General features: G+C 72.6%; 24 protein-coding genes and 1 riboswitch. Of the genes, 13 read left to right on the plus strand and 11 right to left on the minus strand.

Annotated elements, in window-relative coordinates; genetic code table 11:
* Nucleotides 1-184 precede the first annotated feature (184 nt).
* From ACFYYR_RS14675 to ACFYYR_RS14685, 3 genes are all read left to right on the plus strand, one after another.
* Entirely contained in the window at nucleotides 185-1060 is an 876-nt protein-coding gene (locus ACFYYR_RS14675) for an oxygenase MpaB family protein (protein WP_388851868.1), read from the plus strand.
* A 350-nt stretch (nucleotides 1061-1410) separates the two neighbouring features.
* Nucleotides 1411-2766 (plus strand): erythromycin esterase family protein, encoded by a 1356-nt coding sequence (locus ACFYYR_RS14680; protein WP_388851871.1) that lies wholly within the window; start codon nucleotides 1411-1413, stop codon nucleotides 2764-2766.
* A gap of 465 nt (nucleotides 2767-3231) precedes the next feature.
* Nucleotides 3232-3600 (plus strand): low affinity iron permease family protein, encoded by a 369-nt coding sequence (locus ACFYYR_RS14685; protein WP_388851874.1) that lies wholly within the window; start codon nucleotides 3232-3234, stop codon nucleotides 3598-3600.
* 79 nt (nucleotides 3601-3679) lie between these two features.
* On the opposite strand, the gene ACFYYR_RS14690 is transcribed toward ACFYYR_RS14685, so the two are convergent.
* Nucleotides 3680-4312: a hypothetical protein gene (locus ACFYYR_RS14690; protein ID WP_388851877.1), complete on the minus strand. Its 633-nt coding sequence runs from the start codon at nucleotides 4310-4312 to the stop codon at nucleotides 3680-3682.
* A gap of 263 nt (nucleotides 4313-4575) precedes the next feature.
* On the opposite strand from ACFYYR_RS14690, the gene ACFYYR_RS14695 reads away from it, so the two are divergent.
* On the plus strand, nucleotides 4576-4980 hold the full coding sequence (locus ACFYYR_RS14695; protein ID WP_388851880.1) for a hypothetical protein: 405 nt from the start codon (nucleotides 4576-4578) through the stop codon (nucleotides 4978-4980).
* Between the two features lie 88 nt (nucleotides 4981-5068).
* Here ACFYYR_RS14695 and ACFYYR_RS14700 read toward each other — a convergent pair whose 3' ends face one another.
* Nucleotides 5069-6010, minus strand: a complete 942-nt coding sequence (locus tag ACFYYR_RS14700) for an AEC family transporter (protein ID WP_388851883.1) — start codon at nucleotides 6008-6010, stop codon at nucleotides 5069-5071.
* A 288-nt stretch (nucleotides 6011-6298) separates the two neighbouring features.
* Here ACFYYR_RS14700 and ACFYYR_RS14705 point away from each other — a divergent pair, with 288 nt between their 5' ends.
* The 3 genes from ACFYYR_RS14705 to ACFYYR_RS14715 are packed head-to-tail and all read left to right on the plus strand — an operon-like array spanning nucleotide 6299 to nucleotide 9641.
* Nucleotides 6299-8617 (plus strand): sensor histidine kinase, encoded by a 2319-nt coding sequence (locus ACFYYR_RS14705; RefSeq protein ID WP_388851886.1) that lies wholly within the window; start codon nucleotides 6299-6301, stop codon nucleotides 8615-8617.
* The gene (locus ACFYYR_RS14710; RefSeq protein WP_388852527.1) at nucleotides 8617-9273 is read left to right on the plus strand and encodes a response regulator; all 657 of its coding nucleotides are present in this window, start codon (nucleotides 8617-8619) and stop codon (nucleotides 9271-9273) included. Before ACFYYR_RS14705 ends, ACFYYR_RS14710 begins: the two co-directional genes overlap by 1 nt.
* 53 nt (nucleotides 9274-9326) lie before the next feature.
* Nucleotides 9327-9641, plus strand: coding sequence for an SCO4225 family membrane protein (locus ACFYYR_RS14715; protein ID WP_388851889.1), 315 nt, complete (start codon nucleotides 9327-9329; stop codon nucleotides 9639-9641).
* A 115-nt stretch (nucleotides 9642-9756) separates the two neighbouring features.
* Here ACFYYR_RS14715 and ACFYYR_RS14720 read toward each other — a convergent pair whose 3' ends face one another.
* From ACFYYR_RS14720 to ACFYYR_RS14730, 3 genes are read right to left on the minus strand one after another with little or no spacing between them, the layout of a single operon-like run.
* Nucleotides 9757-10323 carry a TetR/AcrR family transcriptional regulator gene (locus ACFYYR_RS14720; protein ID WP_388851892.1) on the minus strand — a complete coding sequence of 189 codons (567 nt, stop codon included), beginning with the start codon at nucleotides 10321-10323 and terminating at the stop codon, nucleotides 9757-9759.
* Between the two features lie 9 nt (nucleotides 10324-10332).
* The gene (locus ACFYYR_RS14725; RefSeq protein WP_388851895.1) at nucleotides 10333-11799 is read right to left on the minus strand and encodes an amidase; all 1467 of its coding nucleotides are present in this window, start codon (nucleotides 11797-11799) and stop codon (nucleotides 10333-10335) included.
* Nucleotides 11786-12004, minus strand: a complete 219-nt coding sequence (locus tag ACFYYR_RS14730) for a hypothetical protein (RefSeq protein WP_388851898.1) — start codon at nucleotides 12002-12004, stop codon at nucleotides 11786-11788. The genes ACFYYR_RS14725 and ACFYYR_RS14730 overlap by 14 nt, the downstream gene beginning before the upstream one ends.
* Before the next feature lie 306 nt (nucleotides 12005-12310).
* Here ACFYYR_RS14730 and ACFYYR_RS14735 point away from each other — a divergent pair, with 306 nt between their 5' ends.
* The 3 genes from ACFYYR_RS14735 to ACFYYR_RS14745 all read left to right on the plus strand — a co-directional run bounded on the left by ACFYYR_RS14735 (nucleotide 12311) and on the right by ACFYYR_RS14745 (nucleotide 14161).
* The gene (locus ACFYYR_RS14735; protein ID WP_388851901.1) at nucleotides 12311-13246 is read left to right on the plus strand and encodes an MBL fold metallo-hydrolase; all 936 of its coding nucleotides are present in this window, start codon (nucleotides 12311-12313) and stop codon (nucleotides 13244-13246) included.
* A gap of 166 nt (nucleotides 13247-13412) precedes the next feature.
* Nucleotides 13413-13482: riboswitch (guanidine-III (ykkC-III) riboswitch) on the plus strand.
* 8 nt (nucleotides 13483-13490) lie between these two features.
* On the plus strand, nucleotides 13491-13757 hold the full coding sequence (locus tag ACFYYR_RS14740; RefSeq protein WP_388851904.1) for a hypothetical protein: 267 nt from the start codon (nucleotides 13491-13493) through the stop codon (nucleotides 13755-13757).
* A gap of 11 nt (nucleotides 13758-13768) precedes the next feature.
* Nucleotides 13769-14161, plus strand: a complete 393-nt coding sequence (locus ACFYYR_RS14745) for an ACT domain-containing protein (protein WP_388851907.1) — start codon at nucleotides 13769-13771, stop codon at nucleotides 14159-14161.
* Nucleotides 14162-14273: 112 nt separating this feature from the next.
* Here the strand turns inward: ACFYYR_RS14745 and ACFYYR_RS14750 are convergent, their stop codons facing one another.
* Both ACFYYR_RS14750 and ACFYYR_RS14755 read right to left on the minus strand, forming a co-directional pair.
* On the minus strand, nucleotides 14274-14699 hold the full coding sequence (locus tag ACFYYR_RS14750) for a universal stress protein (RefSeq protein WP_388851910.1): 426 nt from the start codon (nucleotides 14697-14699) through the stop codon (nucleotides 14274-14276).
* A gap of 1 nt (nucleotide 14700) precedes the next feature.
* Nucleotides 14701-16194 (minus strand): APC family permease, encoded by a 1494-nt coding sequence (locus ACFYYR_RS14755; RefSeq protein ID WP_388851913.1) that lies wholly within the window; start codon nucleotides 16192-16194, stop codon nucleotides 14701-14703.
* Nucleotides 16195-16896: 702 nt separating this feature from the next.
* Between ACFYYR_RS14755 and ACFYYR_RS14760 the strand changes: the two genes are divergently transcribed.
* A complete protein-coding gene (locus ACFYYR_RS14760) occupies nucleotides 16897-17634 on the plus strand; it encodes an FG-GAP repeat domain-containing protein (RefSeq protein ID WP_388851916.1) in 738 nt (245 codons plus the stop codon).
* A 61-nt stretch (nucleotides 17635-17695) separates the two neighbouring features.
* Here the strand turns inward: ACFYYR_RS14760 and ACFYYR_RS14765 are convergent, their stop codons facing one another.
* Entirely contained in the window at nucleotides 17696-18844 is a 1149-nt protein-coding gene (locus tag ACFYYR_RS14765; protein ID WP_388851919.1) for an FAD-dependent oxidoreductase, read from the minus strand.
* Nucleotides 18845-19014: 170 nt separating this feature from the next.
* On the opposite strand from ACFYYR_RS14765, the gene ACFYYR_RS14770 reads away from it, so the two are divergent.
* The gene (locus ACFYYR_RS14770) at nucleotides 19015-19632 is read left to right on the plus strand and encodes a TetR/AcrR family transcriptional regulator (protein ID WP_388851922.1); all 618 of its coding nucleotides are present in this window, start codon (nucleotides 19015-19017) and stop codon (nucleotides 19630-19632) included.
* Between the two features lie 277 nt (nucleotides 19633-19909).
* Here the strand turns inward: ACFYYR_RS14770 and ACFYYR_RS14775 are convergent, their stop codons facing one another.
* Genes ACFYYR_RS14775 through ACFYYR_RS14785 form a run of 3 tightly spaced genes read right to left on the minus strand, consistent with a single transcriptional unit; the run spans nucleotide 19910 to nucleotide 22747 of the window.
* Nucleotides 19910-21136 carry a cytochrome P450 gene (locus tag ACFYYR_RS14775; protein ID WP_388851925.1) on the minus strand — a complete coding sequence of 409 codons (1227 nt, stop codon included), beginning with the start codon at nucleotides 21134-21136 and terminating at the stop codon, nucleotides 19910-19912.
* A gap of 13 nt (nucleotides 21137-21149) precedes the next feature.
* On the minus strand, nucleotides 21150-22481 hold the full coding sequence (locus tag ACFYYR_RS14780) for an NAD(P)/FAD-dependent oxidoreductase (RefSeq protein WP_388851928.1): 1332 nt from the start codon (nucleotides 22479-22481) through the stop codon (nucleotides 21150-21152).
* Nucleotides 22482-22519: 38 nt separating this feature from the next.
* On the minus strand, nucleotides 22520-22747 hold the full coding sequence (locus ACFYYR_RS14785) for a ferredoxin (protein WP_388852530.1): 228 nt from the start codon (nucleotides 22745-22747) through the stop codon (nucleotides 22520-22522).
* Nucleotides 22748-22953: 206 nt separating this feature from the next.
* Here ACFYYR_RS14785 and ACFYYR_RS14790 point away from each other — a divergent pair, with 206 nt between their 5' ends.
* Complete coding sequence (locus ACFYYR_RS14790; protein ID WP_388851931.1) at nucleotides 22954-23607, plus strand: TetR/AcrR family transcriptional regulator; 654 nt, start codon at nucleotides 22954-22956, stop codon at nucleotides 23605-23607.
* The last annotated feature ends 183 nt before the right edge of the window (nucleotides 23608-23790 follow it).

Genomic DNA, 23790 nt, shown 5'->3' on the forward strand with positions numbered 1-23790 from the left:
CCGTGCCTCTCCTTTGTTTTGGGCCCCCCCCCCCCCAAAAAAAAAACCCCCCCCCCCCCCCCCCCCCCCCCCCCCCCACCCCCGAAACCCACCACACACCCGCACCCAACAAAGCCGGCACCCGCACCAGGGCACCGGCCGGAAACCCACCCCCGAAACCCACCCCACACCCGATACTGGTCATGTGGACGTCTCCGTGCCCCGCGTCGGCGACCTGCGGCAACGGATCGGCAGCAGCCTCTTCGCCCGCGTGGCGGGCCCTGCCGGTCCGGAGAACCGTGCCCGCATCCACGGCAGCCCCGGGCCGCGCTGGTTCGCACCGGACCGGCCCATCCGCACCGTGCACAGCGACGCGTCGATGTTCATCGGTGGCCTGACCGCCCTCCTCCTGCAGTCCCTGCACCCGCTGGCCATGGCCGCCGTCGCGGCCCACTCGGGCTACCGCGGCGACCCCTGGGGACGGCTCCAGCGCACCAGCACCTTTCTCGCCGTCACGACCTTCGGCACGGCCGAGGACGCACAGCACGCGGTCGACCGGGTGCGGGCCGTGCACGACCGCGTGCGGGGCACGACAGCCGCCGGGGAGCCGTACCACGCGGCCGATCCGCATCTGCTGGGCTGGGTGCACGTCGCCGAGGTCGACAGCTTCCTGCGCGCCCATCAGCTCTACGGCGCGCACCCGCTGGACGCCGCGGGCTGCGACGGCTACGTCGCCGACACCGCACGCGTCGCGGAGGCCCTCGGCGTCCTCGATCCGCCGCGCAACCGGGCCGAACTGGCCCGGCGCCTCGACGCCTACCGTCCGGAGCTGCGCGCCACACGGGAGGCCCGGGAGGCCGCCCGCTTCATCCTGCTGCACCCGCCGCTGCCCCCGATCGCCCGTGCCCCCTACGCGCTGCTGGCCGCGACATCGGTGTCCGCCCTCCCGCGCTGGGCCCGCGGCCCGCTCCGGCTCCCGTATCTGCCCGGCATCGAGGAGACCTGCGTCCGGCTTACCGGGCACGCGCTCACCCGCACCATCCGCTGGGCCATGACGCCGCCCCCGGCGGGGACCGGCTGAGCGCACGGCCGCGCCTGCCGCGGCGCACCGGGAAGCCGGGGTCGAGGAACATCCATGCAGATGGTGCTCAGTGCTGCTGGGGCGGGTTGCCGCCCGGCGGCGGTGGCCGGTGCGGGCCGCCGTCGCACCCGGGCCGCAGCCATCGAGGAGACGCACGAACGGGAACGCGCCTGACGCCGCCGGCCGGTGAGCAGCATCGGACGGCGGCGGCTTCCTGCATCCCGCACAACGCGCCGCGTGGGCCGCAGCGACATGCGGCCCGGCCGGTGCCACCATCGGGGGATGTCCCCACCAAGAACGCGGGGGACCGCTCGATCGTCAACAGGCTGCTGCATCAAGAGACTTGAGACATGACACAACATCGGTTCATACGTCTCCTGTCGGTGCCGGCCCTGCTGGCCGCACTCGCCACAGCCGCACCTGCCACAGCCGCCCCCGCGGCGGCCCGGTCCCGGCCGGATGCGGCCTTACGCGCCCTGGACCGGGCCGCCGTCCCGCTCCGCTCCACCGGACCGTCCGGGGCCATGCACGATCTGCGCCCGCTCGGCCGGATGATCGGCGACGCGCGGATCGTGGGGCTGGGGGAGGCCACGCACAGCTCCCACGAGTTCTTCACCATGAAGCACCGCGTCTTCCGCTACCTGGTCCGGGAGAAGGGCTTCCGGACGTTCGCCCTGGAGGCCCCCTGGAGCACCGGACAGCGGCTCGACGCCTATGTGCTGCGCGGCGAGGGCGATCCGCGGCAGATCATGCGGGAGGAGTTCCAAGAGTCCTACCGCCTCTGGAACAACCGCGAATACCTCTCCCTGATCCATTGGATGCGCGACTACAACAAGGACCACCCCGGGGACCCCGTCCGGTTCATGGGCAACGACTTCGGCTACTCCGGCCCGGCCCTCTACGACACGGTGACCGACTGGCCGCGCGACCACGAGCCCGAACTGCTGCCCGAGTTGACCGCGTTGTACCGCGGGCTGCGCCCCACGACGGACGTGGAAACCTACATCAAGGACTATCTGGCCAAGCCGCTCGCCGAGCGGAAGGAGATGGCCTCCAGGACCGCGCGGGCCCGTCGGCTCCTGGCGAACCTGCGACCGGAATCCGGCGCGGAGCGGGACCGGTTCGACTGGATCCTCCAGGACGCGACCGCGATCGACCGGACCGCCGAGGGGTACGCGTTCGACTTCGACGACCCCGAGCAGCGCCGGGCGGCGATGAGCTACCGCGACCGCGTCATGGCCGAGAACACGGTGTGGTGGCAGCGGAAGACGGGGGACCGGACCCTGCTGTCCGCGCACAACGCCCATGTCGCCTATCGGACCTACGACCCGGAGCACTACCCCCGGATGCAGGGCGATGTCATCCGTGAACTCGTCGGACGGGACTACCTGAGCGTCGGATTCACCTTCGACCGCGGATCGTTCAACGCGGACGGCGGCGACGGGACGTACCGGCGGTTCACCGTGGGCCCTGCGGCCCCGGGCAGTAACGAGCACACCCTGGACCGGGTGCGCCACCGTGACTACCTGCTGGACCAGCGGACCGCCGCTCCGGCGGCCCGGGACTGGCTCGCCACCGCCCGCCCGACCCTGAGCATCGGCACCGTCTACCCGGAGCTGTCGAAGTTCGACATCCCGCTGCTGCCCAGCCACGACGTCCTGATCCATCTGCACCGGGTCACGGCCGCGGGGCTGCTCCCCGAGTGAACCGCGGGGATTCCCGCACGCGGCTTCACGCGGGCTCACGCGGCCTTGCGTGACCAGCGGATTCCCGTCCGTCACCCCAGGGTGTCCGCCAGTTTTCTCCTGCGCTCGCCGGGCAGTCGCACCGGTGGATGCCTGCCATCCTCATCAGCCACCGACCGCATCCCGGCTCCAGGACGGAGGACTGCCGTGCCGACAACAACCGCAGACGGGTTCCGCACCGCCGGTGGCGCCGTCGCCGCTCCTCGTCGTCCGCCGTGCCAGGTCGCGGCGCGCCGCGACGCCGTAGCCGCGGTCGCTGCCCACGGGCGGCGCCACGCCGGCCGCCTGTGACGCACCGTTGTCGGGTGACGCTCCACTGTCACTGAAAAGCTGCCCGGGTCCGGAGAGCGCCGGACCCGGGCGGACACCCCCGGACCAGGTGACCTGGCCCGGGCAGACATCCCCGGGACCAGGTGAGGAGACCGCATGACGCTGCAACATCCCGCTCATCGCGGCGGCAGTACACAGGGGCGGTTCGCCCGCCTCGCCGAGAAGGCGTCGAACTTCACCAGCTCACCGGTCTTCTTCGGGCTGTGCCTGGCCCTGGTGGCGGCCGTCGTCGGCGCTCACCTGGTGCATGTGCCGCTGAAGTGGCTGCTGCTGCTCGGGGACGCCATGACGGCGGTCACCCTGTTGCTGCTGGCTCTGCTGAAGAACTCCGAGCGGCGGGCCGAACACGCCATCCAGCGCAAGCTGGATGCCATCGCCACCGCGTTGCTCGACGCCCAGGAGGGCAGATCGGGGCAGTCCGCTCAGGACCTCCGGGACGCCATCCGCATGGAGGACGAGACCTGACGGCCCCGTCGCCTACCGCCCGTTGCCCTTCCTGACGACCTCGGCCCGCCGGGCGGGGCCGGCCGAGCGGATCCGCTCGTCAGCCCCGCCCGTCGGCGTGCCGGGGCGGAACCGGCGCGTGGAGGGCGCCGGGCCCGGCCGGGCCCCGAACCTCCAGGACGACCGCCGTCCCGGCCGGCGGCCGGCCCTCGTGCAGGGTGATCGCCCGGCCGGGCCGGAGGTGCTGCCACCGCGCGGGGGTGAACGGAGCGAGACGCGCCGTGGCGCGCCCGCCGGGCTCCAGGAAGGGAGTGACCTCCACCCAGAGCGCGGCGATGGCCAGGTCCGGTTCGCCGGCCGGCGTGCGATGGCCGATGTCCCACATCGGCCGCAGCGTGCCGGCGCCGGGAAGCGGTGTCCGACGTCGCGTCTCGGAGGCCGGCCGGAGGGTGAGATCGGCTCGGATGACGCCGTACCGGGTCTCGTGGCAGCGCCAGTGGCACCAGGCCGCGCTGCGCTTCATCCGTAGCTGTTCGGCGGCGTCGGCCATCCTCTCCCAGAAGCCGAGCGGCAGGTGCCGGGCGCCGCCGAGGTCCTCCAGCAGCCCGAAGGCCACCTCCCAGGCGTCCTCGGTGAGGTACTCCCAGACGTCGCCCACGGTGAGGTCGTTCTCGGTGGCGATCTCCTCGGGGACCAGGAGAGAGGCGGCTTCCAGCAGCTCGGGGACGTCCATCCGTCGATTCTGGACCAGGCGCGGGGGATGAGCGGCCGGCTCTGCCGGGACGGACGAGGATCACGGCGCGGGTGTGGCCGGTCGTGCCTCCGCCATCCGGTGGAGGCGGCCGGCGGTGTGTCCGACCCCAGGGCGATACGGGCGGACGGCCGGGACCGGCACCGTGGTGACAGGCCGGGAAGCCGTTCCCGGCCAACGGGGGTGAGGACACGGCGCGTCCGGTCGTACGCCCTCCCCATGGCCCTATACCAAGAGGAGTTGCCATGACCCGTGCCAAGAAGGCCTTCGCCCTGGTGGCCGTAGCGGCCGCCCTGGCGGGTGGCGCCGCCGCTCCGGCACTGGCCGGACCCGTGGTTCCGGAGGGTGTCCACGCGAAGACGTCCCGGCCGGCCGCGCACGCCGACGCCGAGCCCGGGAAGCAGGCCCTGCACCGCACCGATGCCGGGTCCTTCTCGCCCGCCCGGGTCTCGTACTGCAGGGACTTCGTCAACAGCGGAAAGCGCTGGAAGGCCAACTGCCGTGTGTCGTCCGGACGTTCGGGTGCCTACACGCTGTGCACGGACGGTACGTCGATCCGGGGTCCGCTGGTCGGCGTCGGCTACTGGAAGTTCGGCGGCGACTGCTCCGGCCACGGAAAGGTGAAGCGCTGGGCCGTCTACAACGGCTGAGCAGCAACGGGGCGGCGGGCGGTCGGCAGCAACGGGCCGGCCGCCGCCCCGGCGTTCGGCGGGCTGTCCAGGTGCGTCGGATGGGCGCTCAGCCCGCGTGCGCGACCCACTGCATCCACAGCGGGAGCAGCGCCAGGGCGACCGCCGAGCTCTTGACGACGAGGGCGGCGGACAGGTCCACGCTCACCTTGTAGCGCTGGGCGAAGACGAACAGGTTCTGCGGGGCGGGCATCGCGGCGATCACCACGAGGTGGTGCAGCCAGTCGCCGCCCACCCCGAAGCCGAAGCGGCAGACCGCGTAGGTCAGCAGCGGGAAGGCCACGCACTTGAAGGAGATGAGCCACATCTCCTCGCGCGTGGTGCCCCGTAGCGTCAGGCCCGCGCCGCCCAGGTGCAGACCGAGGGCGAACAGGGCCACGGGGGAGGCGCTGTCGCCGACGAAGGCGAAGCTGTCCAGCACCGTTCGCGGCAGGTGCAGGGACAGCAGATTGACCACGATTCCGGCGTTGCAGGCGACCACCACGGGGGTCAGCAGCGAGGCGACGAGCGCGGTGCGGAGCTTGCGCGCCGGGCTGCCGGAGCTGCCCGGGCGGCCCAGTTCCATGATCGAGACGATCACCAGGGACAGCACACAGACCTGGAAGAGCAGTACCGGGAAGACCGGGGCTGCGTTCCCGAACAGCATGATGAACACGGGCACCGCGAAGATGGCCGTGTTGACCTGGACGGCCGCCATGATGCGCAGCGCCACCTCGCGCGGCCCACGCACCCCCAGCATCCGGGCGAACACACCGATCAGGACGACGGCGAGGGCCGCCGCGGCGGCGTAGCCGGTGAGCGCGCGCCAGTCGAAGAGCCGGGAGAGGTCGCTGGTGGAGATGTTCCCGAACAAGTAGCAGGGCACCGCGAAGAGGAACGCGTAGTCCGCGAAGACCTTGGAGCTCTCGGCCGGCACCACCTTCCGGCGGGCGAGGACGATCCCGCCCCCGAAGGCCAGGAGGACCGGTACGAGTTTCTCCAGCGCTTCCATGAACCACCCTTTCGTGAACCACCCTTCGTGAAACACCCGTTGAGCCGCGACGTTCTCCCCAGGCGCGGCCGTCAGCAGGTGTTCCCGCCGTCGACTCCGAAGTGTTCATGATCCTGAGCGGCAGCGCCGGATGTCCGGGCCGTGGGACGCCGGGGCCCTCGCCCGGCCCCGAGCCGACTGCGGCCCCGGACAGCGAAGGACGACAGGGCGTCTATCCCGGGATACACGGCGGCTTCGTCCCGAGGGGGGACGTAAACCCTGGTCAGTGGCCCATAGTCTCGTCATGTCATGAAGAACTTCCCGGATCGGACGTTGCCGATCGTCCTGATGTGCGCTCAGGTGCTCGGCTGGCCCGGACTCGCGCTGCTGCGTGCGGAACGGGTACCGGGCCCGGCGCTGCTCACCGCTGCTCTGGTGATCGCACCGGTCGGCGCGGCGCTGGCGTGGCGGCGCCGGAGGCCGGTCCTGGCCCTCCTGGCGGTCGTGTCGGCCTGCGCGCTCGGCTCCACCGGCGTTCCCCCCGGCGGCTTCGCCGTGCTGGGAACCGCCGGTGCAGGCCTGGCGCTCCACGCCGTGGCCGCGCGCTGCGACGCCCGGACCACGGTGCTCGTCGCCGCCGCGCTGGTGGGCTGGCAGACGCTGTGGGGCATGTCCCTGCACGGGATCGGCCGCGCCCAGGGCCTGGACATCCTGCTCACCGTCGGCACGTACGCGCTCGCCCTCGGCATCGGCATGCCGGCCCGGCGCCGGTCCCGGGACCGGGCGGCCGCCGCACGCCGGCTGGCCCGCGCCGAAGAGGAGAGGCGGCGGCTGCCCGAGGTGGAACGCGGCCGGCTGGCGAGAGAGCTGCACGATGTCAGCGCCCATCACCTGACCGGGGTCGTCGTCACCGCCGAGGCCGCCCTCAGACTGGGGGACAGCAGGCCCGCGATGACCCGGGAGGCGCTGGATTTCGTCACCCGTACCGGCTACGAGGTGCTGGGCACGCTGGTGAAGGCCCGTTCCGGACTGGGCGGGCCCGTCGAGGAGTCGGGGAGCGTCGTCCGGCAGATCGAGGAGCTCGCGGCCGGCCTGCGGAGGCTCGGGCAGCCGATCCTCCTCGACCTGCCGTCCGACCTGCCGGGAACGCGGGGCGAGGCAGTGCACGGCATCGTGCGGGAGGCGCTGACCAATGCGCTGCGGCACGCTCCGGACGCCCAAGTGCGGGTCCGCTGCACCGCCGTGGGCGACGCCGTGGAGCTCGAGGTCCGGAACGCCGCGCCCGCCCGCGCGGCCGACGGCTCGTCCGAACTGGGCGGCGGCCGGGGCGTTGCGGGTATGCGCGAGCGGGCCCGCGCCGCCGGCGGGCGGCTCACCGCCGGCCCCGAGCGGGACGGCGGATGGTGTGTACGGGCCGAGCTGCCCGGCAGCCGCCCGGGCGCGGGCGGCCCGGCCCGGCGGGTGGACCGGTTCCGGCTCGCTCAAGGTGTGGCAGCCGTGGGCCTGGTGACGAATCCGCTGCTTCCTGCCCTCGCCTCACCGGCGACGTCCGACGCTCCCGGCTCCGGACTCGGGCCGGGCGCGCTGACCGCTCTGCTGGCGGGCACGCAGTGCCTGCCCCTGCTCGGGATACGGCGTGCGCCGTGGACGGTGTTCTGCGCGGTGCTGGTCCTGTCCGGCCTCTGGCCGTTGGCAGTGGCACTCGGCGCCCCGGACGGGCCGTACGCGGTTCCCCTCCTGGCCAGTGCGGCTGTGACGGCCGTGACGGTGTTCGGCGTCGCCGTGCACCGCCGCGGGACTCCGCCGCCCTGGGCGGCCGTGCCGCTCGCCGGCTGCGGGCAGCTGGCGACCGTCACGCTCCTGGCAGCGGGGCGGGGCGCCGCGGCCGACGGGGCCACCGTGGCCTGGGCGGGGGGAGCGGCCCTGGCGGCCACCGGGCTGTTCACCGGCGCCTGGTGGGCCGGGCGGGCCCGGCGCGCCCGACGGGACCGCACGCTGGCGTCCGAGGGCGACGCGTTCGCCGCCGCCGTGTCGGCGGCGGTCGCCGAAGCGAGCGCGGAGCGGCAGCGCATGGTCCGCGGACTGCGCGAGAGCGTGCTGAGCCGGACCGGACGCATGGTCGGCCGGGCGGAACGCGGCGAGCTGGCGGAGGCGGCAGCGGACGCCAGGGAGGCGTTGGCCGCCATGCGGGAGCTGCTGAGTCACCTCCACACCGCCCCGCCGGACGCGGAGCGCGCCCCGCAGCCCACCGTCGACGACCTCGATCTGCTCTGCCGTCAGTACCGGGCGCTGGGGCGGCAGGTGACGCTGCACGAGCCGGAGGCCGCGGCGGGGCCGCTGCCCACGAGCGTGGGCCTGGCCGCCTTCCGGATCGTGGAGCGGGCCCTGGGCGCGGGCGACGGTGACCCGGCGGACGTATTGCTGGTGCACGCAGCGGAGCGGCTGGACCTCGTCGTGTCCGGCGTGCCACGGGCCACCGCGGAGCCCGTCATGACCCTGCTGAGAGCACAGGCGGATGTGCTCGGTGGCGAGGTCACCGCGGATTCCCCGGGCACGCTGCGGGTGCGGCTGCCCGCCGGTTACGGACAGGTTCAGCAGAAGGAGGGATCACCATCGCCATCGACGTGATGGTCGTCGACGACCAGCTGGTCGTCCGGTCCGGGTTCGTCGCCGTCATCGGCGCCGAACCCGACATGGAGGTCGTCGGCGAGGCCGGTGACGGTGCTGCGGCCGTCGAGCTCGCCGAACGGCTCCGCCCCGACATCGTCGTGATGGACGTACGGATGCCCGGCGTCGACGGACTCACCGCGACCAGGCTGATCACGGCCCTCGACGACGCTCCGCGGATCCTGATCCTCACCACCTTCGACCTGGACGCCTATGTCTACGAAGCGCTGCGCTCGGGCGCCTCGGGGTTCCTCCTCAAGGACGCCCGCGCCGAGGACCTGCTCGGCGCGATCCGTGTGGTGGCGGCCGGGGACGGCATGCTCGCCCCGTCCGTCACCGGGAGGCTCATCCACTCCTTCGCGCAAGGGCCGCCCGCCGCCGCGGACACCTCCGGAGTCCTGAGCCGGATCACCCCGCGCGAACGGCAGATCCTCCGGCTCGTGGCATCGGGGATGACCAACGCCGAGATCTCCGACGACCTCGACGTCGCCGTGGGAACCGTGAAGACCCACGTCAACAGAATCCTGACCAAGCTGGAGCTCCGGGACCGGGTCCAGGCGACCATCCTCGCCTACGACATCGGCCTGGTACGGCCGAGCGACTTCCGGGCGCCATGACGGCCGCGCACTCCTGCCGGCAACCGTCACCGAGGAAATGAGAGAAGCGGACCATGAGCAACACCAGCCGGATACAGCGCGTCCTCGCGCTGGCCTTCGTCAACTGGTACGCCCGGGGATATCTCGCGGTGTGCTGCGCGCTGCTCATCTGGACCTGGGTGGACAGCACGTTCGTCGAGCACCCCGACGCCAGCCTGTTCGGCGTCATCCCGCTGCTCGTCACCGCCCCCGTCAGCATGGTCCTCGTCGCACTCCCGGGCCCGTCGGCCCTCCTGTACCCGGCCGTGATCGCCGGCGCGCTGATCAACGCCACTCTGATCGGCTGGTGCACCCGGACCCTCCAGCAGCGCGGCGCCGCACGCCACTGAGCCCGGGACCGGCTCCCACCCCGGCCCGGTGCCGTCCGGCGCGGTGGGCGGTCGAATCCGGGTGGCGGTCGATCCGGGCGTGCTCCGGTCGGCGGCCCGGCCGTGCCGCCCCCGGTCAGCGGCCGGCCGCGCCGAGAGCGTCCGCGACGAGGCGGCGCGCATAGGCGCCGTCCAGGCCGTGGGGGCGGAAGAGGACGCGGTACATCAACGGTGCGACGAGGCGGTCGATGACGGTCTCGGTGCCGGGCGCCCGCTCCCCGCGGTCGGCCGCGCGGCGGAGCATGATGTCGATCTGCTCCGCCGCGTAGTCCGAACACTGGCCGGCGTTCCCGCCGTCCGGGTCTCCCAGCAGCGCGTCGCGGACGTAGGCCCGGCCCGGGGGAGAGGCCATCTCGTCGAGGAACTGTTCGGCCCAGGCCGTCAGGTCGGACGCCAGATCGCCGAGGTCCTCCGGCGCCGCCTCGGGGCGCAGCCGCTCCACCGCCACATCCGACAGCAGCTCCTGGAGGTCACCCCAACGACGGTAGATCGTCGACGGGGTGACCCCGGCCCGCTGGGCGACCAGCGGAATCGTCAGAGAGCCCCGGCCCGCTTCCGACTCGAGGTCCCGCACCGCGGCGTGGACCGCGGCCTGGACCCGGGCGCTGCGCCCACCGGGACGCACCATCTGCCGTCCACTCATGGCTCCACTTTAAATCGCATGTGTCGCGGCCGGAGCCGGCCCGGAGCCCGCCCGCCGGGGAGGAGCCGGAGCCTGCTCCCGCCGCCCGCCCGCCCGGCCGGGCTCACAGAGGCGTTCGGCCCGCTCGTACGCGCAGCCGACCCGCAGGAGCACTGCCTCGGCCAGGGGACGCCCGAGCAGTTGCATCCCGATCGGCATCCCCTCCCGGTCGTGCCCGACCGGGAGAGTCAGCGAGGGGACCCCGGTGATGTTGGCGGGTGCGGAGAGGCGCACATAGGCGTCCGGGACGCTCTCGACGGTGCCGTCGGGCCAGGTGATCGTCTCCAGGCCGGCCGGCACCGCAGTCGTCGGGACCGTCGGGGCGGCGATCACGTCGACGTCCTCCAGCATGCGCGCCCATTCCCGGCGCATCAGCATCCGGGAGCGCTGGGCGCGCAGGTAGTCCCCGGCGGTCATGAGTTCGCCGGCCTCGAGCAGGGCGCGGACGTCGGCCCCGTACAGGTCGGGGACGGCCCGCAGGGTCCGTTCGTGGTAGGCCGTGGCCTCGGGGACCATCAGCCCCCACTGGGTGGCCCGGATGTAGCGCGCCATCGGGATGTCGACCTCGACGAGCCGTGCGCCGAGGGCCGCCAGCCGGTCGACGGCACGCCGGACCGCGGCCTCCACCTGTGGGTCGACGTGGTCGAAGTAGTAGGTGCGCGGCACGCCGACGCGCAGCCCCGTCAGATCCGTTCCGGTGTGCGGCCGGTAGCCGGCGACGGGGGCGGCGAGGGAGGCCGGATCGCGGGGATCGTGTCCGACGAGAGCGGTCAGGACCAGCGCCGCGTCCTCGACGGTCCGGGTGATGGGGCCGACGTGGTCCAGCGACCAGGACAGGCTCGTCACACCGTGACGGGGCACGAGTCCGTAGGTCGGCTTGAGGCCCACGACGCCGTTCAGTGCGGACGGGACGCGGATCGAGCCGCCGGTGTCGGTGCCCAGAGCGAACGTGGCGGTGCCCGCCGCGACGGCGACGGCCGATCCGCCGCTGGATCCGCCGGCGACCCGCCCCGCGTCCCGGGCGTTGTGCGTCCGGGGCGTGATCAGGCCGTACGCGAACTCGTGCGTATGGGTCTTGCCGACCAGCACCGCACCGGCAGCCGCCAGGCGTGCGGTGACCGTACTGTCGGTCTCCGCACGGTGCCCGGACCGGACCCGGGAGCCGGCCGCGGTGGCCATGCCCGCGACATCGATCAGGTCCTTGAGGCCCATGGGAATGCCGTGCAGCGGACCACGGAAGCGGCCCGCCACGGCTTCCTGCTCGGCCTCGCGCGCAGCGCGACGGGCCCGTTCGGCCGTCACGGCGCTGTAGGCGCTCAGGCGGGGTTCGACGTGCTCGATGCGGTCGAGCACCGAATCCACCAGTTCGACGGGGGACAGCCGCCGTTGCCGTATCGCCTCCGCGGCGTCGGCGAGCGACCGTTCATACGGCTGCATCGAGCTCCTCCTCTCCGGGCTCTCCGGCGCGGTACGCGAACGCGGGCGGGGTGTCGCCGAAGTCGAGCTCTCGCAGCACCGACACGACGGCATGGATGTGACGGGCCGTGGCCGCCACCCCGTCGTGGCGCGCTTCCTCCAGCGGCAGCCCGGCCCGGGCGGCCCAGCGGGCCGCCTCAGCGGCGGTGAGTTCGTCGGTGGACATGGGGGCGTCTCCTCGGGCGGGCGGGAATGGCCGGTCGGGCCCTCGCGTAAAGCTAAGTGTTTGCGTTTAGTGACCGTAGGCCCTACGGTCACTAAACGCAAACACTTAGCTTTAAAGGTGCCCGCCTGTCGCCGGGCGCACTTGCTCGCGCACCGAGGCCGTCCGGCCGGCACGATCGCCCCCGATGGCCCCTGGGGCGCGCTGCGAGCCGCGCCGGCGCCGCGGCGTGCGGCCGCACGGCGGACCGCCCGGCACCCGAGTCGCCACCGACTCCGGACCCGCTCTCACGAAAGGAACCGTCAGCACATGTACACGGCACCGGCCCACGACACCGACACTCCCGCCCCCTCCTGGGCCGTGGGCGACATCGCCGTCCACCGCATCGACGAGGTTCCCCTGCCGCCCGCGACCGGACGCTGGTTGCTGCCCGACGCCACCGAGGAGGTGGTTTCGCAACAGGCCTGGCTGCGACCGGACTTCGCGGACGGCGACGGCCTTCCGCGCATCGACAGTCACAGCTTCGCCTTCGAGGTGGACGGGCTCCGCGTCCTGGTCGACACCGGCATCGGCAACGGCAAGACACGGGCCGACCCGGCGTGGCACAACCTCGAAACCGGCTACCTCGACCGTCTCACCGCCGCCGGTTTCGCCCCGGCCTCCGTCGACCTGGTGCTCCTGACCCATCTGCACACCGATCACGTCGGCTGGAACACCCGTGAGGAGAACGGCGCGTGGGTGCCCACCTTCCCCAACGCCCGCTACGTCACCTCCCGTACGGAGTGGGAGTTCTGGGCCGGGTACGACATGGACGAACCGCGGCGGCAGATGTTCCGGGACTCCGTGTTCCCGGTCGAGAAGGCCGGACTGCTCGATGCGGTCGACGTGCCGGCCGAAGGCGCCCGACTCGCCCCCGGCCTGCGCCTGCTGCCCACCCCGGGCCATACACCGGGACACATCGCCGTCGAGCTCATCAGCGGTAACGCGTCAGCGCTGATCACCGGCGACTGCATCCACCACCCCGTCCAGCTCGCCCACCCGGCCATCGGCAGTTGCGTCGACATCGACCCGCAGCAGTCCGAGGCGACGCGCCGTGAGCTGCTCGCCTCGCTGGCCGGTACGGGCACCCTCCTCTTGGGCACCCACTTCCCGCCGCCCACCGCCGGCCACGTGACCGCACACGAGGACGCCTTCCGGCTGCTGCCCGTCCCGCCGACTCAAGGGACCGCGGCCGCGCTGCGCTGACCCGAGGCGGCGAAGCCCTGCCCGTCACAGGGCGGAAGGTGCTGCGGTGACAACCGCAGACGGGTACTGCGTGCTGTCAGGCCCGTCGGCCCTGAACGGTCCGCACGTCGGGAAGGGGCCGCCCTCCCGGGGCCGGGCCCGGAGCCGTCTGGGCTACAGTGGGCGGCGGTGGCGCCGTTCCGGTGCCGCCCCGGACGAGAGCGTTGCCGTACCCGGCCCAGCAAAGACGGCTCGCAGCGTACCCATGCATCGCATCGATCTCGTCGAAATCACCGGTTCCCTCCTCATCCTGGTCGCCTACGTCGCCGGCCGGACCGGCCACCTGCGCTGGGACTCCCGTACCGCCCTGTCGCTGAACCTCCTCGGCTCGGCGGCCCTCGCGGCGATCGCCTTCACCCAGGAGTCCTGGGGCTTCCTGTTGCTGGAGGGTTCCTGGGCCCTGGTGTCCGCCTTTTCCCTGGCCGCCGCGTGCCTGCGCACGCCGGCCCCTACCGACCGGCCCGATCCCTGAGGAGAACCCCCGTGGCAGGAGAGAAAGACCTCCGCAAGCTGCTCGCCGGAATGAGCCCGCAGCTCAACACGGGCGAGTACGTGTTCACCGTCGCCTCCGACGGCCGCGTTCCCGCCGGAGCCCGCCCCGTCGTCACCGTCGCCGAAGAGGAGGGCCTGACCCTCGTCCTGAGCAAGGAGGACGCCGACCGGGCGGGCCTCGCCTATGAGTACGTCGCCGGCTGGATCACCCTGCGCGTGCACTCCGCACTCGACGCGGTCGGCCTCACGGCGGCTGTGGCCGAGGCCCTGGCCGGGGCCGGCCTGAGCTGCAACGTGGTCGCCGGCTACCACCACGACCACCTCTTCGTCCCCCACGCCGACGCCGCCCGGGCCCTGGCCGCCCTGGAACGACTCGGCGACTGAGGGAGCCGGCCCCGTAGTCGGGTGCACCGGCCGCGGCAGCGCTCACCGAACGGGTGCCGCATGCCCGCCGGCGCTCCGGGCACCTTGCGGAACCCGGCGGAGGGGGCATCCCTCAGGAGCCCTCCTCCGCCGTCGGGACGCAGAGCACCGGGACGGTCGACAGGTGGAGGAGCTTGTGCGGGGTGGAGCCGAGGAGCGCGCCGCGCATGGGGCTCTCGCCCCAGCTGCCGACCACGATCACCCGCGCGCCGTGCCGGGACGCGGCGTCCATCAGCGCCTGTTCCGGCTTCTCGTCGATGATCTCGACGGTGCTCGGCACGCCCGCCTCGTCGGCGGCCCGGACGGCCCGGTCCAGTCCGGAACGGCCGGCCTGACGGACCGCGTCGTGGTGCGCCTGGTACTCCTCCCCGGTGATGCCCGGGGCGGCGGCGCCGTAGACGAGTACGAGGCGCTCGTCGAACGCGGCCGCGACCTCGATCGCGACGCGCAGGGCGCGTGCCGCGCCCGGCGACTGGTCGTATCCGAGGACAACGGACATCTCAGGCCTCCTTGGCGTGCACGAGGTCGGGGTCGGCGACGCCCGGGCGCTCCGACCAGAAGACGGGGGAGAGGAGCCGCCACACGACCATGATCACCACGCCGGCGACGGAGATCGCGATGCCGATGACCAGCGGCGGGCCGAGACCGAACCAGGAGACTCCGCTGTAGGAGTTCGCGGGATCGGCCATGTCGCCGACGGACTCCACCAGCAGCCATGCCAGCAGCCCGGCCCCGATGAGCGGGCCGGCGCCGATGAGGAGGAAGTTGTGGAGGCTCTCGGTGAGGTGGCGGCGGTAGTAGACCGCGCAGGCCAGCCCCGTGAGCGCGTAGTAGAAGGCGATGAGCAGGGACAGCGCGGTGAGGGAGTCGAAGAGCGCGTTCTCACTGATCTGGCGGACCACCAGGTACCAGGCGATGGCGATGCCCGCGACCCACCAGGTGCTCACGTCCGGGGTACGGAACCGGGGGTGGATGCGGCCGAACCAGCCGGGCAGCGCATGGCGCCGGGCCATGGACAGCGCGGTGCGCGAGGCCGGGATGATCGTGGTCTGGGTGGAGGCGAGCGCGGAGGTGGACACCGCCAGCAGGACGATCCAGTCCCAGCCGCCCATCACCTCGCCGGCGAGCAGCGCGAAGATGAACTCCTCCTCGTCGGCGTTGTCGGTCAGGAAGGTCGTGCCGGCGTAGGCCACGACGGCGAAGGCGACCGACAGATAGGTCACCAGCAGCACGATCGTCGACCAGACCGCGGCCTTGCCGGGCGCGCTGGCGGAGTTCTCGGTCTCCTCGTTCAGGTTGACCGCGGACTCCCAGCCCCAGTAGATGAACACGCCCAGCAGCAGCCCGCTGGTCAGCGAGGCGCCTCCGGCCCCGAAGGGGTTCAGCCAGCCGAACTTCGGTTCGATGGAATCGAAGGCACTCGTTCCGTTGTAGACCTTGTAGAGCGCCACCGCCACGAAGATCAGCAGGAAGACGACCTGAAGGAGGATCAGCACGTTCTGCACCCTGGCCGACAGCTCGGTGCCGATGACGCACATGGCGGTCATGACGAGGATCAGCGCCACGGTGAGAATCTGGCGTACGACCTCGTTGTCGACCCAGCTGTCGAGGCCGAAGGCGAGCAGCGCGAAGCTCACGGCGACATCGGCCAGCGATCCGACGACGAGCACCCCGGTCATGGCGATGGCCCAGCCGCCGAGCCACCCCGCCCACGGGCCCATGGCCCGGGTGACCCACGAGAACGTCGTGCCGCAGTCCTGGTCGACCCTGTTGAGGTAGTAGAACGCGGACGCGATGAGCAGCATCGGGACGAACGAAGCGAGCATCACCCCGGGGGCGTAGATCGCCACGAGTGCCACGACCGGACCGATGACCGCGGCCAGTGAGTATGCCGGGGAGGTGGCGTTGAGTCCGATGACGAGCGCGTCGAGAAAGCTGATCGCATCGGCTTTCAGCTCTTGGGGAGGTCTCGCGTCAACGGTGTCGTCGGCCATGTTCCCTCGCTTCGTCGTGCGTGGATCCAGAAAATCGCGCCATAGGGTGATTTGGTGTCATTGGATCACTCCTGCCGACGCATGTCAGGTAGGAGCGGGGGGAGGGGCCGTGGCGACCGGGCGGGGGTGCTGCTGCGCCGCAAGCCCGGCGGGCGATGTGCGGGCCGGGCTTCTCCCGGGGCTTCCCCGGCGCGCCCTTCCGCCGACGCCGTACACGCTCGGGGGCCGCAGGCGCGCAGGACCGGTTCGCTCGGTCGGACCAACGGGTGGAGCCGGAGGAGCCGGGCCCCGAGGGGGCGCCGTCCCCGGTGTCGGCAACCGCGACACGCCACGGCGGCGGGAGGCGGCCAACTGGTGTGTGGGGCCGGGCCTCCCCGGTCGGTGGTGTGCGGCCCCGATGCACGGCCCCCCGCCTCACGGCAGAGGGAGGCCGAAGGAACGGGAGCGGTCCGGGCGCCGTCAGGGCAGATCAGAGGGGTGTGACAACCGCTGCGAGCGTGTGGAACCGCCGGACGGCGAACAGGGATGGTCGGGGAGCAGCACACTCTGGCGCCTCGTCAGCGGTATGGCCGGAGCGGGGCCGCGAGGCCGGCATCCGGGAGCCCGTTCACACGTCACGGTTGTGTAATACGGCGAATCGGGCAGGAACGCGCCAAACGTCACCGGCATCTCACCCGGCAGCAACGACGTTAGGAGTCGAAGATGCTGCACAAGCACTCTCGTCTGATCGCCGCGCCGGTCGCGGCCGCTGCCCTGATCCTTACCGCTGCCGGGTACCAGGCCAACGCGGCAGAGGCGCACGCCTTACAGCGTTCCGGCAAGCCCGCCGCGACGACGGGCCCGTGCCTGGCCGACGCCACGACGCTGGTCGGCGATCTCGACGGTGACCGCCGCCCGGACAAGATCGTGAACCCTGGGCACACCGGCACCAGGATGACGGTCCAGTGGGGAACCGCGACCGGTACGTTCGGCGCGAAGCACGCCGTCAGCGAGCTTCTCGGCGCGAAGCGGGGGGAGATCGCCTCCGCCGCGGTCGCCGACTTCCAGAAGGACGGCACCCTGGACATGGTCGTCAACATCGTCAAGCCGGCCGGCGGGGACGACCCCGCGACGGCGCGCCTCGCGGAATACCGCCCGGGCCCGCTCAAGCGGTCGAACCTCAAGTCCGCCCACCCCCGGCACTCCGACATCGGCGACCACGGCGAGGCCAAGCAACTCCGGATCGCCAACTACGGCGACGATGCGTACCCGGACCTCGCGATCCTCAACAACGCCGGCGACGGAACGCTGGACCGGGATGTGCGCCTCACGAAGCCGGGCAGCGGCCCGGGGCAGTACAGCTACGAACTGCAGGTCAAGTACGGCGAGTTCGCGACCACGGGTGAGCCGCCGTCCATGCCCGGCGACGGCTGGAAGCACTTCTACAAGCCCTGCTCCTGACCACCCGCGGCGCCGCCGGTCCTCCTGCGGACCGGCGGCGCCCGCCGTCGCGAGGCGGGTCTCAGGTGCGGGCCGGGCCGAACCCGGCGATCTCGTCGGGGCCGGGTGCGGAGAGCAGGTGCTCGGCACCGCCGTCGAGCATCCGGGCCGCATCGGCCGAGCGCGGGAGCATCGACTGCTCGTAGCGCTGGACGGCGCGGCCGATGGTGGGGGAGTGGGCGAGTGCGAGCGCGAGTTCGCAGGCGTCGAGCATGGCGAGGTTGACGCCGACGCCGAGCGGCGGCATGAGGTGTGCGGCGTCTCCCAGGAGCGTCACACTGGGCGAGTGCTCCCAGGTGTGCGGTACCGGCAGGGCGAAGAGCGGACGGTCGACATAGGCGCCGTCGTTGTCGGTGATCATTCGGAGTGTCCGCGGTGACCAGGCCGCGTACTCGCGGAGCAGATGCGCACGGATGCCCCCGGTGTCCTCGGGGCGGAGCCCGTTCGCCGCGATCCAGTCCGCGGGGACCCGCTGCATGAGGTAGACGCGCATGTGGCCGCCGCTGTTGCGCTGTGCGAACAGCCCCCGCTCGCCGTCGGCGATGTGGGCACTGCCCTTCCCGACCAGTCGGGACAGCTCGGGGTGCGCCCGCTCCATGGCATCGAACCGTGCCTCGAGGAAGCTGACCCCGGTGTAGCGCGGAGTCGCGGGTGATACGGCGGCGCGGACGCGGGAGAAGGCGCCGTCCGCACCGATCACCAGGTCCGCCTCGACGGCCGTCCCGTCGGTGAATGTGAGGGTTCGCGGCCCGTTGGCCGGTCCGCTCACCGATGTGAGAGCGCGCCCCCACTGAACCGTTCCCGCAGCGAGTGAACGCAGCAGGAGATTGCGCAGTTGTCCGCGGTCGATCTCGGGGCTGCCGGTTTCGCCCTCGTCCGGCAGATGGTGGGCGAGGACGCGCCCCGCCGGGTCCATCCGGCGCATTTCCTGCCCTTCGAGCCGGGCGAGCCCGAAGAACTCCTCCAGCAGGCCCGCTTCGCGGAGGGCGAGCTGGCCGTCCTCCGGGTGCAGGTCGAGCGAGCCTCCCTGGTTGCGGGAGTTCACGTGCGGATCGCGGTCGTACACGGTCACCGTGATGCCGTGCCGCTGCAGGATGCGCGCGCACGTGAGGCCTCCCGGGCCGGCGCCGATGATGCTGATCCGCACGCCTGCGGGCGTCGGAGAGTCCACGGCGGACTCCTTTCGTCGGTGGGGTTCCCGATGGCGCCGTGGCGCGGCGACGATCGGTGCCGCGACCCCCACGGGGCGGCACCCCATGGCGACCAGAAAAACAGAAATCAGTCCGAAAGTGCAACGGTTCCAGTTTCTGTCTCGTTCCAGTCGTGGGGTACGGTGACGCCATGCCCGACTCTCCGACCGTTGGTCGTCGCGAGCGCAAGAAGGCCGCGACCAGGCAGGCCATCGCCGACGCCGCCCTGGAGCTCTTCCTGGAGCACGGTTTCGAGCGAGTGAGCGTCCGTGACGTCGCCGAACGGGCCGACGTGTCGACGACGACCCTCTTCGCGCACTTCCCGAGCAAGGAGGCGCTGGTCTTCGACCGCGAGGAAGAAGTCGAGGCAGGGCTGATCACCGCCGTCCGTGAGCGGCCCGAGGGCCGGAGTGTGGTCGAGGCGCTTCGTGCCCACGCACTGAAGTCCTGGGTGCCCGTCGCGTCGGACCCTCGTCTGCGTCGGTTCGCTGCGCTGGTGGACCGGACGCCTGCGCTCCGCGAGTACGCGGAGCGCATGTGGATGCGCCATGCGAGCGCCCTCGGTGCCGCCATCGCGGAGGAACTCGGCCGGGAGGCGGACGATCTCGCGTGCTCGGCGCTCGCGCGGTTCGTGCTGGAGGTCCCGACCCTGATCAAGGGCCGACACGACCCGAGCGCTGCTGTGGAGACGGCGTTCGACCTGTTGGTCCACGGCTGGCGGTCACAGCACGAATCCGAGGGTGCCGTGAAGGGCTCCGGCAAGGGCTGAGGTGTCGAGCCGGGCCGGCCGCGCGGCTCATAGGGGCGCTGCCCCTGGTGAGGTGATGAGGCGCCAGGGACGGATGGCGAGACGGCTGAGCCGTTCTCGGGCCGCCCTCCCCCTCACCTGCGCGGCGGCCGAGCGCCCTTCGTTCCTTCGGCCGCACCTGCGCCCGGTGGGGCGGAGGTGAGCGCGGCCACGCCGGAGGTGACCGCGACGTGGGCGCCTCCCCGGCAGCCTCCCCGGCCCACCAGGGGCCGACCGAGCCGGTCCGGCACACAGGAGGTCAGGTGGCGGGTGCGTGGTCCGGGCTGAGGCCGTCGAAGGCGACCAGCAGGTGTTCCGGACCGCGCAGAATGGCGTTCTCCCGGTACGGCGGCGGGTCGGTGACCAGGCGCGGTGCCCGGAGCCTGCGGGCGAGCGCGGTGAAGGCGATCTGTGCTTCCGCGCGGGCGAGGGTGGCGCCGATGCAGTAGTGGAGGCCGCCGCCGAAGCCGAGGTGCGCGTTGTCGGCGCGGTCGGGGACGAACCGGTCGGGGTCGTCGAAGCGCGTGGCGTCCCGGTTCCCCGCGGCCAGCATGAGGCGGATGCGGGAGCCCTGGGGAATGGTGGTGCCGCCGATGTCGATGTCGGCCAGGGCGCTGCGGGCGGACATCTGGACGGGCGGGTCGTAGCGCAGCACCTCTTCCACCAGCGGTGTGGCCAGGTCCGGATCGGTGCGCAGCCGGGCGAGGACGCCGGGGTAGCGCAGCAGGGCGAGGGTGCCGTTGGCGATGAGGTTGACCGTGGTCTCATGTCCGGCGATCAGTAGCAGGCCGAGGGTGACGCGCAGTTGTACCGGGTTCATCACCTCGTCCGGATCCGGGTGGAACATCAGGCCGGACAGCAGGTCGTCGCCGGGGCGGGTGCGGCGCTCGGCGATGAGTCCTTCCAGGTACCCGACCAACTCACCGCGGGCTTCGTCGAGTGCGCGGAGCTCGTCCTCGGTCTGGGTGTCGACGGGGTCCAGGCCCCGGGTGAGCCGCCGGGCGAGGCTGCCGAAGAGGGGCTCGTCCTCGGGAGGCACGCCCAGGAGCTCGCAGATCACCGTGACCGGCAGCGGGTAGGCCAGGTCGGCGACGACGTCGAGCCGGCCGGGGCCGTCGCTGATGTGGGCGTCGAGCAGCCGGGCGACCAGCTCGCCGAGGTGGTCGCGCATGCCCATGATCCGGGGGATGAACTCCTCGGTGACCACACGGCGCAGCTGGTCGTGCAGGGGCGGGTCCTGCATGAGCAGGCTCCTCGCCGCTTTGGGGATCTTGTTCTGCGGGTCGAGGCGGTCGGCGCTGCTGCGCGGGTCGTGCAGCAGTTGCCGGATCTCCCGGTAGCCGCTGACCAGCCAGGAGCCGTCGTCCAGCCGGGCGACCGGCTGCCGGCGCATCCGGGCGTAGGAGGGGTAGGGGTCGGCGCGCCGGTCCTGCCGCAGGACCTGCGCGAACAGGTCGCCGGCCGAGGGTGCCGTGGATGTGGTCATGGGAGCTCTCCGTTCACCGGTGGGAGGTCGGGGCGGGGACGGTGGCCGGCGGTGTGTGCATGTCGTGGTCCCGGGTGCGGTGGGCGTCACGGCCGGGAAACCCGGCGTCGACGGGGTCGAGGTGGTCCGGGCCATCGGTGGCGCCCAGCAGGGGCGGGAACGGTGCGCGGGCTTCGGTGAGCGCGGCGTAACCGTCCAGCACGCGGGGGGAGTCGACCGCCACGGCGCCCACCATCCTGCCCTTGAGGCCGTAGGCCGCGACGAACCGCCGCTGGTCGAGGGAGCCCTGGGTGACGACGACCTGATCAGCGAGGGCCGGCACGCCGACGGACTTGAGGTAGCGGCCGAACTGCTGGGACCAGAAGGCGGGCAGCGGTTGGTGGATGCGCTGGTCGCCCCGGTCGTGGGTGATGTTGTGGGCGACGGTGCGCGCCTGGGCGACGGCGTTGTCCCAGTGGTCCAGGCGCAGCAGTTGCCCGGGGTACAGGGGGTGCGGCCGACGGGCGACGTCACCGGAGACGAAGACATCCTCGACCGGCCGCCCGTCGGCGGCCACGGCCCGGCAGCCACCGTCGCTCACCACGCCGCGGCTGTCGGCGGCGAGCCCGGAGCCGGCCAGCCACTCGGTGTTGGCCAGGGGGCCGGTGGCGACCACCGCCACCTCGGCGTCCACCACCGTGCCGTCGGACAGCACGGCCCGGCGCAGCCGGCCGGACGGGTCGCCTTCCAGGGCGTGGACCGTGGTGTTCAGCCGCAGGTCCACGCCGGCCTCGCGGTACCAGCCGGCGGCGGCCCGGCCGATCGCCCCGCCCAGCGCCCCGGCCATCGGCGCCGCGCCGCGCTGGGTCACCGTCACCTCGAGCCCCGACTCGCGGCAGCCGGAGGCCACTTCGCCACCGGTGAAGCCGGCGCCGACGACCAGCACCCGGGACGGCCCGGCCGTCAGCGCGGCGCGCAGCCGCTCGGCGTCCTCACGGGTGCGCAGCACCTGCACACCCTCCAGGCCACCCCCGGCCTCGGCGGGCCAGCGGCGTGCCCGGGTGCCGGTGGCGATCAGCAGCCGGTCGTACTCCACCCGCCGGCCGTCGGCCAGTTCCACCCGGCGACCCGGCACATCCAGCCCGGCGGCGGGCGTGCCCAGCAGCCAGCGGGCGTCGATGTCGCGGACCCGGGGCAGCACGATGCGGTCGCAGCTCAGCCGCCCGGACAGCACCGCCTTCGACAGCGGCGGCCGGTCGTACGGCTCGTGGGGCTCGTCCCCGATCAAGGTGAGCTCCCCGGTGAACCCTTCGTCCCGCAGGGCTTCGGCCGCGCGCAGCCCGGCCAGCGAGGCGCCGACCACCACGACCCGACCGGTACGCGGCCCCGCCGCGCCCGACGCGTTCACCGGACGTCCCCGTTCGTGCTCGGTGCGGGCTCGGTGGCGCCGCCGATCGTGATCGCCTGGACCGGGCAGGCGGCAGCGGCCCGCGCCACCTCGCGGCGGACGCCGTCCCCGGGGGCGTAGTCGTACTCCAGCGATTCCTCGCCGTGGAACCGGAAGACCGTCGGGGCGGCGTAGACGCACTGTCCGTAGCTCTGGCAGCGGTTCAGGTCCACCACGAGCCGCAGGGGCTGCGGCGGGGACTGCGTGATCATCTCTCTTTCCCTTCCTCGCAGGTCGAGGGGCGACGCGGCGGTCGCGTGCGCCGTACGCGACGGGGCAGCGACCATCCACCGTGCGATAGCAATGGGTATTCGCATAGTGATCGCTATGCGGACTGTACACGCCATCCGAGCATTGACATAGCGATCACTATGTGAATAGCCTCCTCGATGTGAACACTGAGAGTGATGAACCTGTCCGTCGGCGACTGAGCCGGGCGGAGGCCAAAGCGCGTACCCGTGCGCTCCTGCTGGAGGCGGCGGCGCGGGTGTTCGCCCGCAAGGGCTTCACCGGCGCCTCCGTGGAGGAGATCGCCGAGGCGGCGGGCTTCTCCATCGGTGCGCTGTACTCCAACTTCAGTGGCAAGGAGGCGCTGTTCCTCGAGCTGCTCTCCCACCGCCAGACCGGTCGCATCGCCGAAGCCGCCCAGGCGCTGGAGCGGCATCCGGCGGGTACCGGGGAGGCCGCCGCCGAAGTCGGCCGACTCCTGATCGACGTTGCCGACAAGGACATGGACTTCGCCCCGCTACAGGCCGAGTTCTGGCTCTACGCCGTCCGCAATCCGCACGTCCTGGACACCATGGCAGCCAACCTGAGCGCACCTCGCCAGGCACTGCAACAAGTGATCAGTACGTCCCTCACCCAGCACGGCGCGCCCGCCGAGGTCTCCGCCGAGGCCGTGGCCACCGTGGTGACGGCCCTGTTCGACGGCCTGGTGCGCCAGCGGCGCATCGACCCGTCCGGCGTGCCCGAAGATCTCTTCCCCAACGCCCTGCAGTGGCTGTTCGCCGGTATCACCGCCGGTACGGCCACCGACGCCGACTGACCGGAACACCGGCGGCCCGCCACCCGGCCGAACCGAACCGCCCCGACAGCGGCCGCGGTCCGCTGCCGGGCCGTCGGCGGGGCATCGGCCCGCGTGCCGATGCCCCGCACCGTCCGATGCCGCGCACCGTCCGATGCCCCGCACCGTCCGATGCCGCGCACGTCCGACGCTCCGTACCGTCCG

Source organism: Streptomyces sp. NPDC001922, assembly GCF_042891165.1.
Taxonomy (GTDB): Bacteria; Actinomycetota; Actinomycetes; order Streptomycetales; family Streptomycetaceae; genus Streptomyces.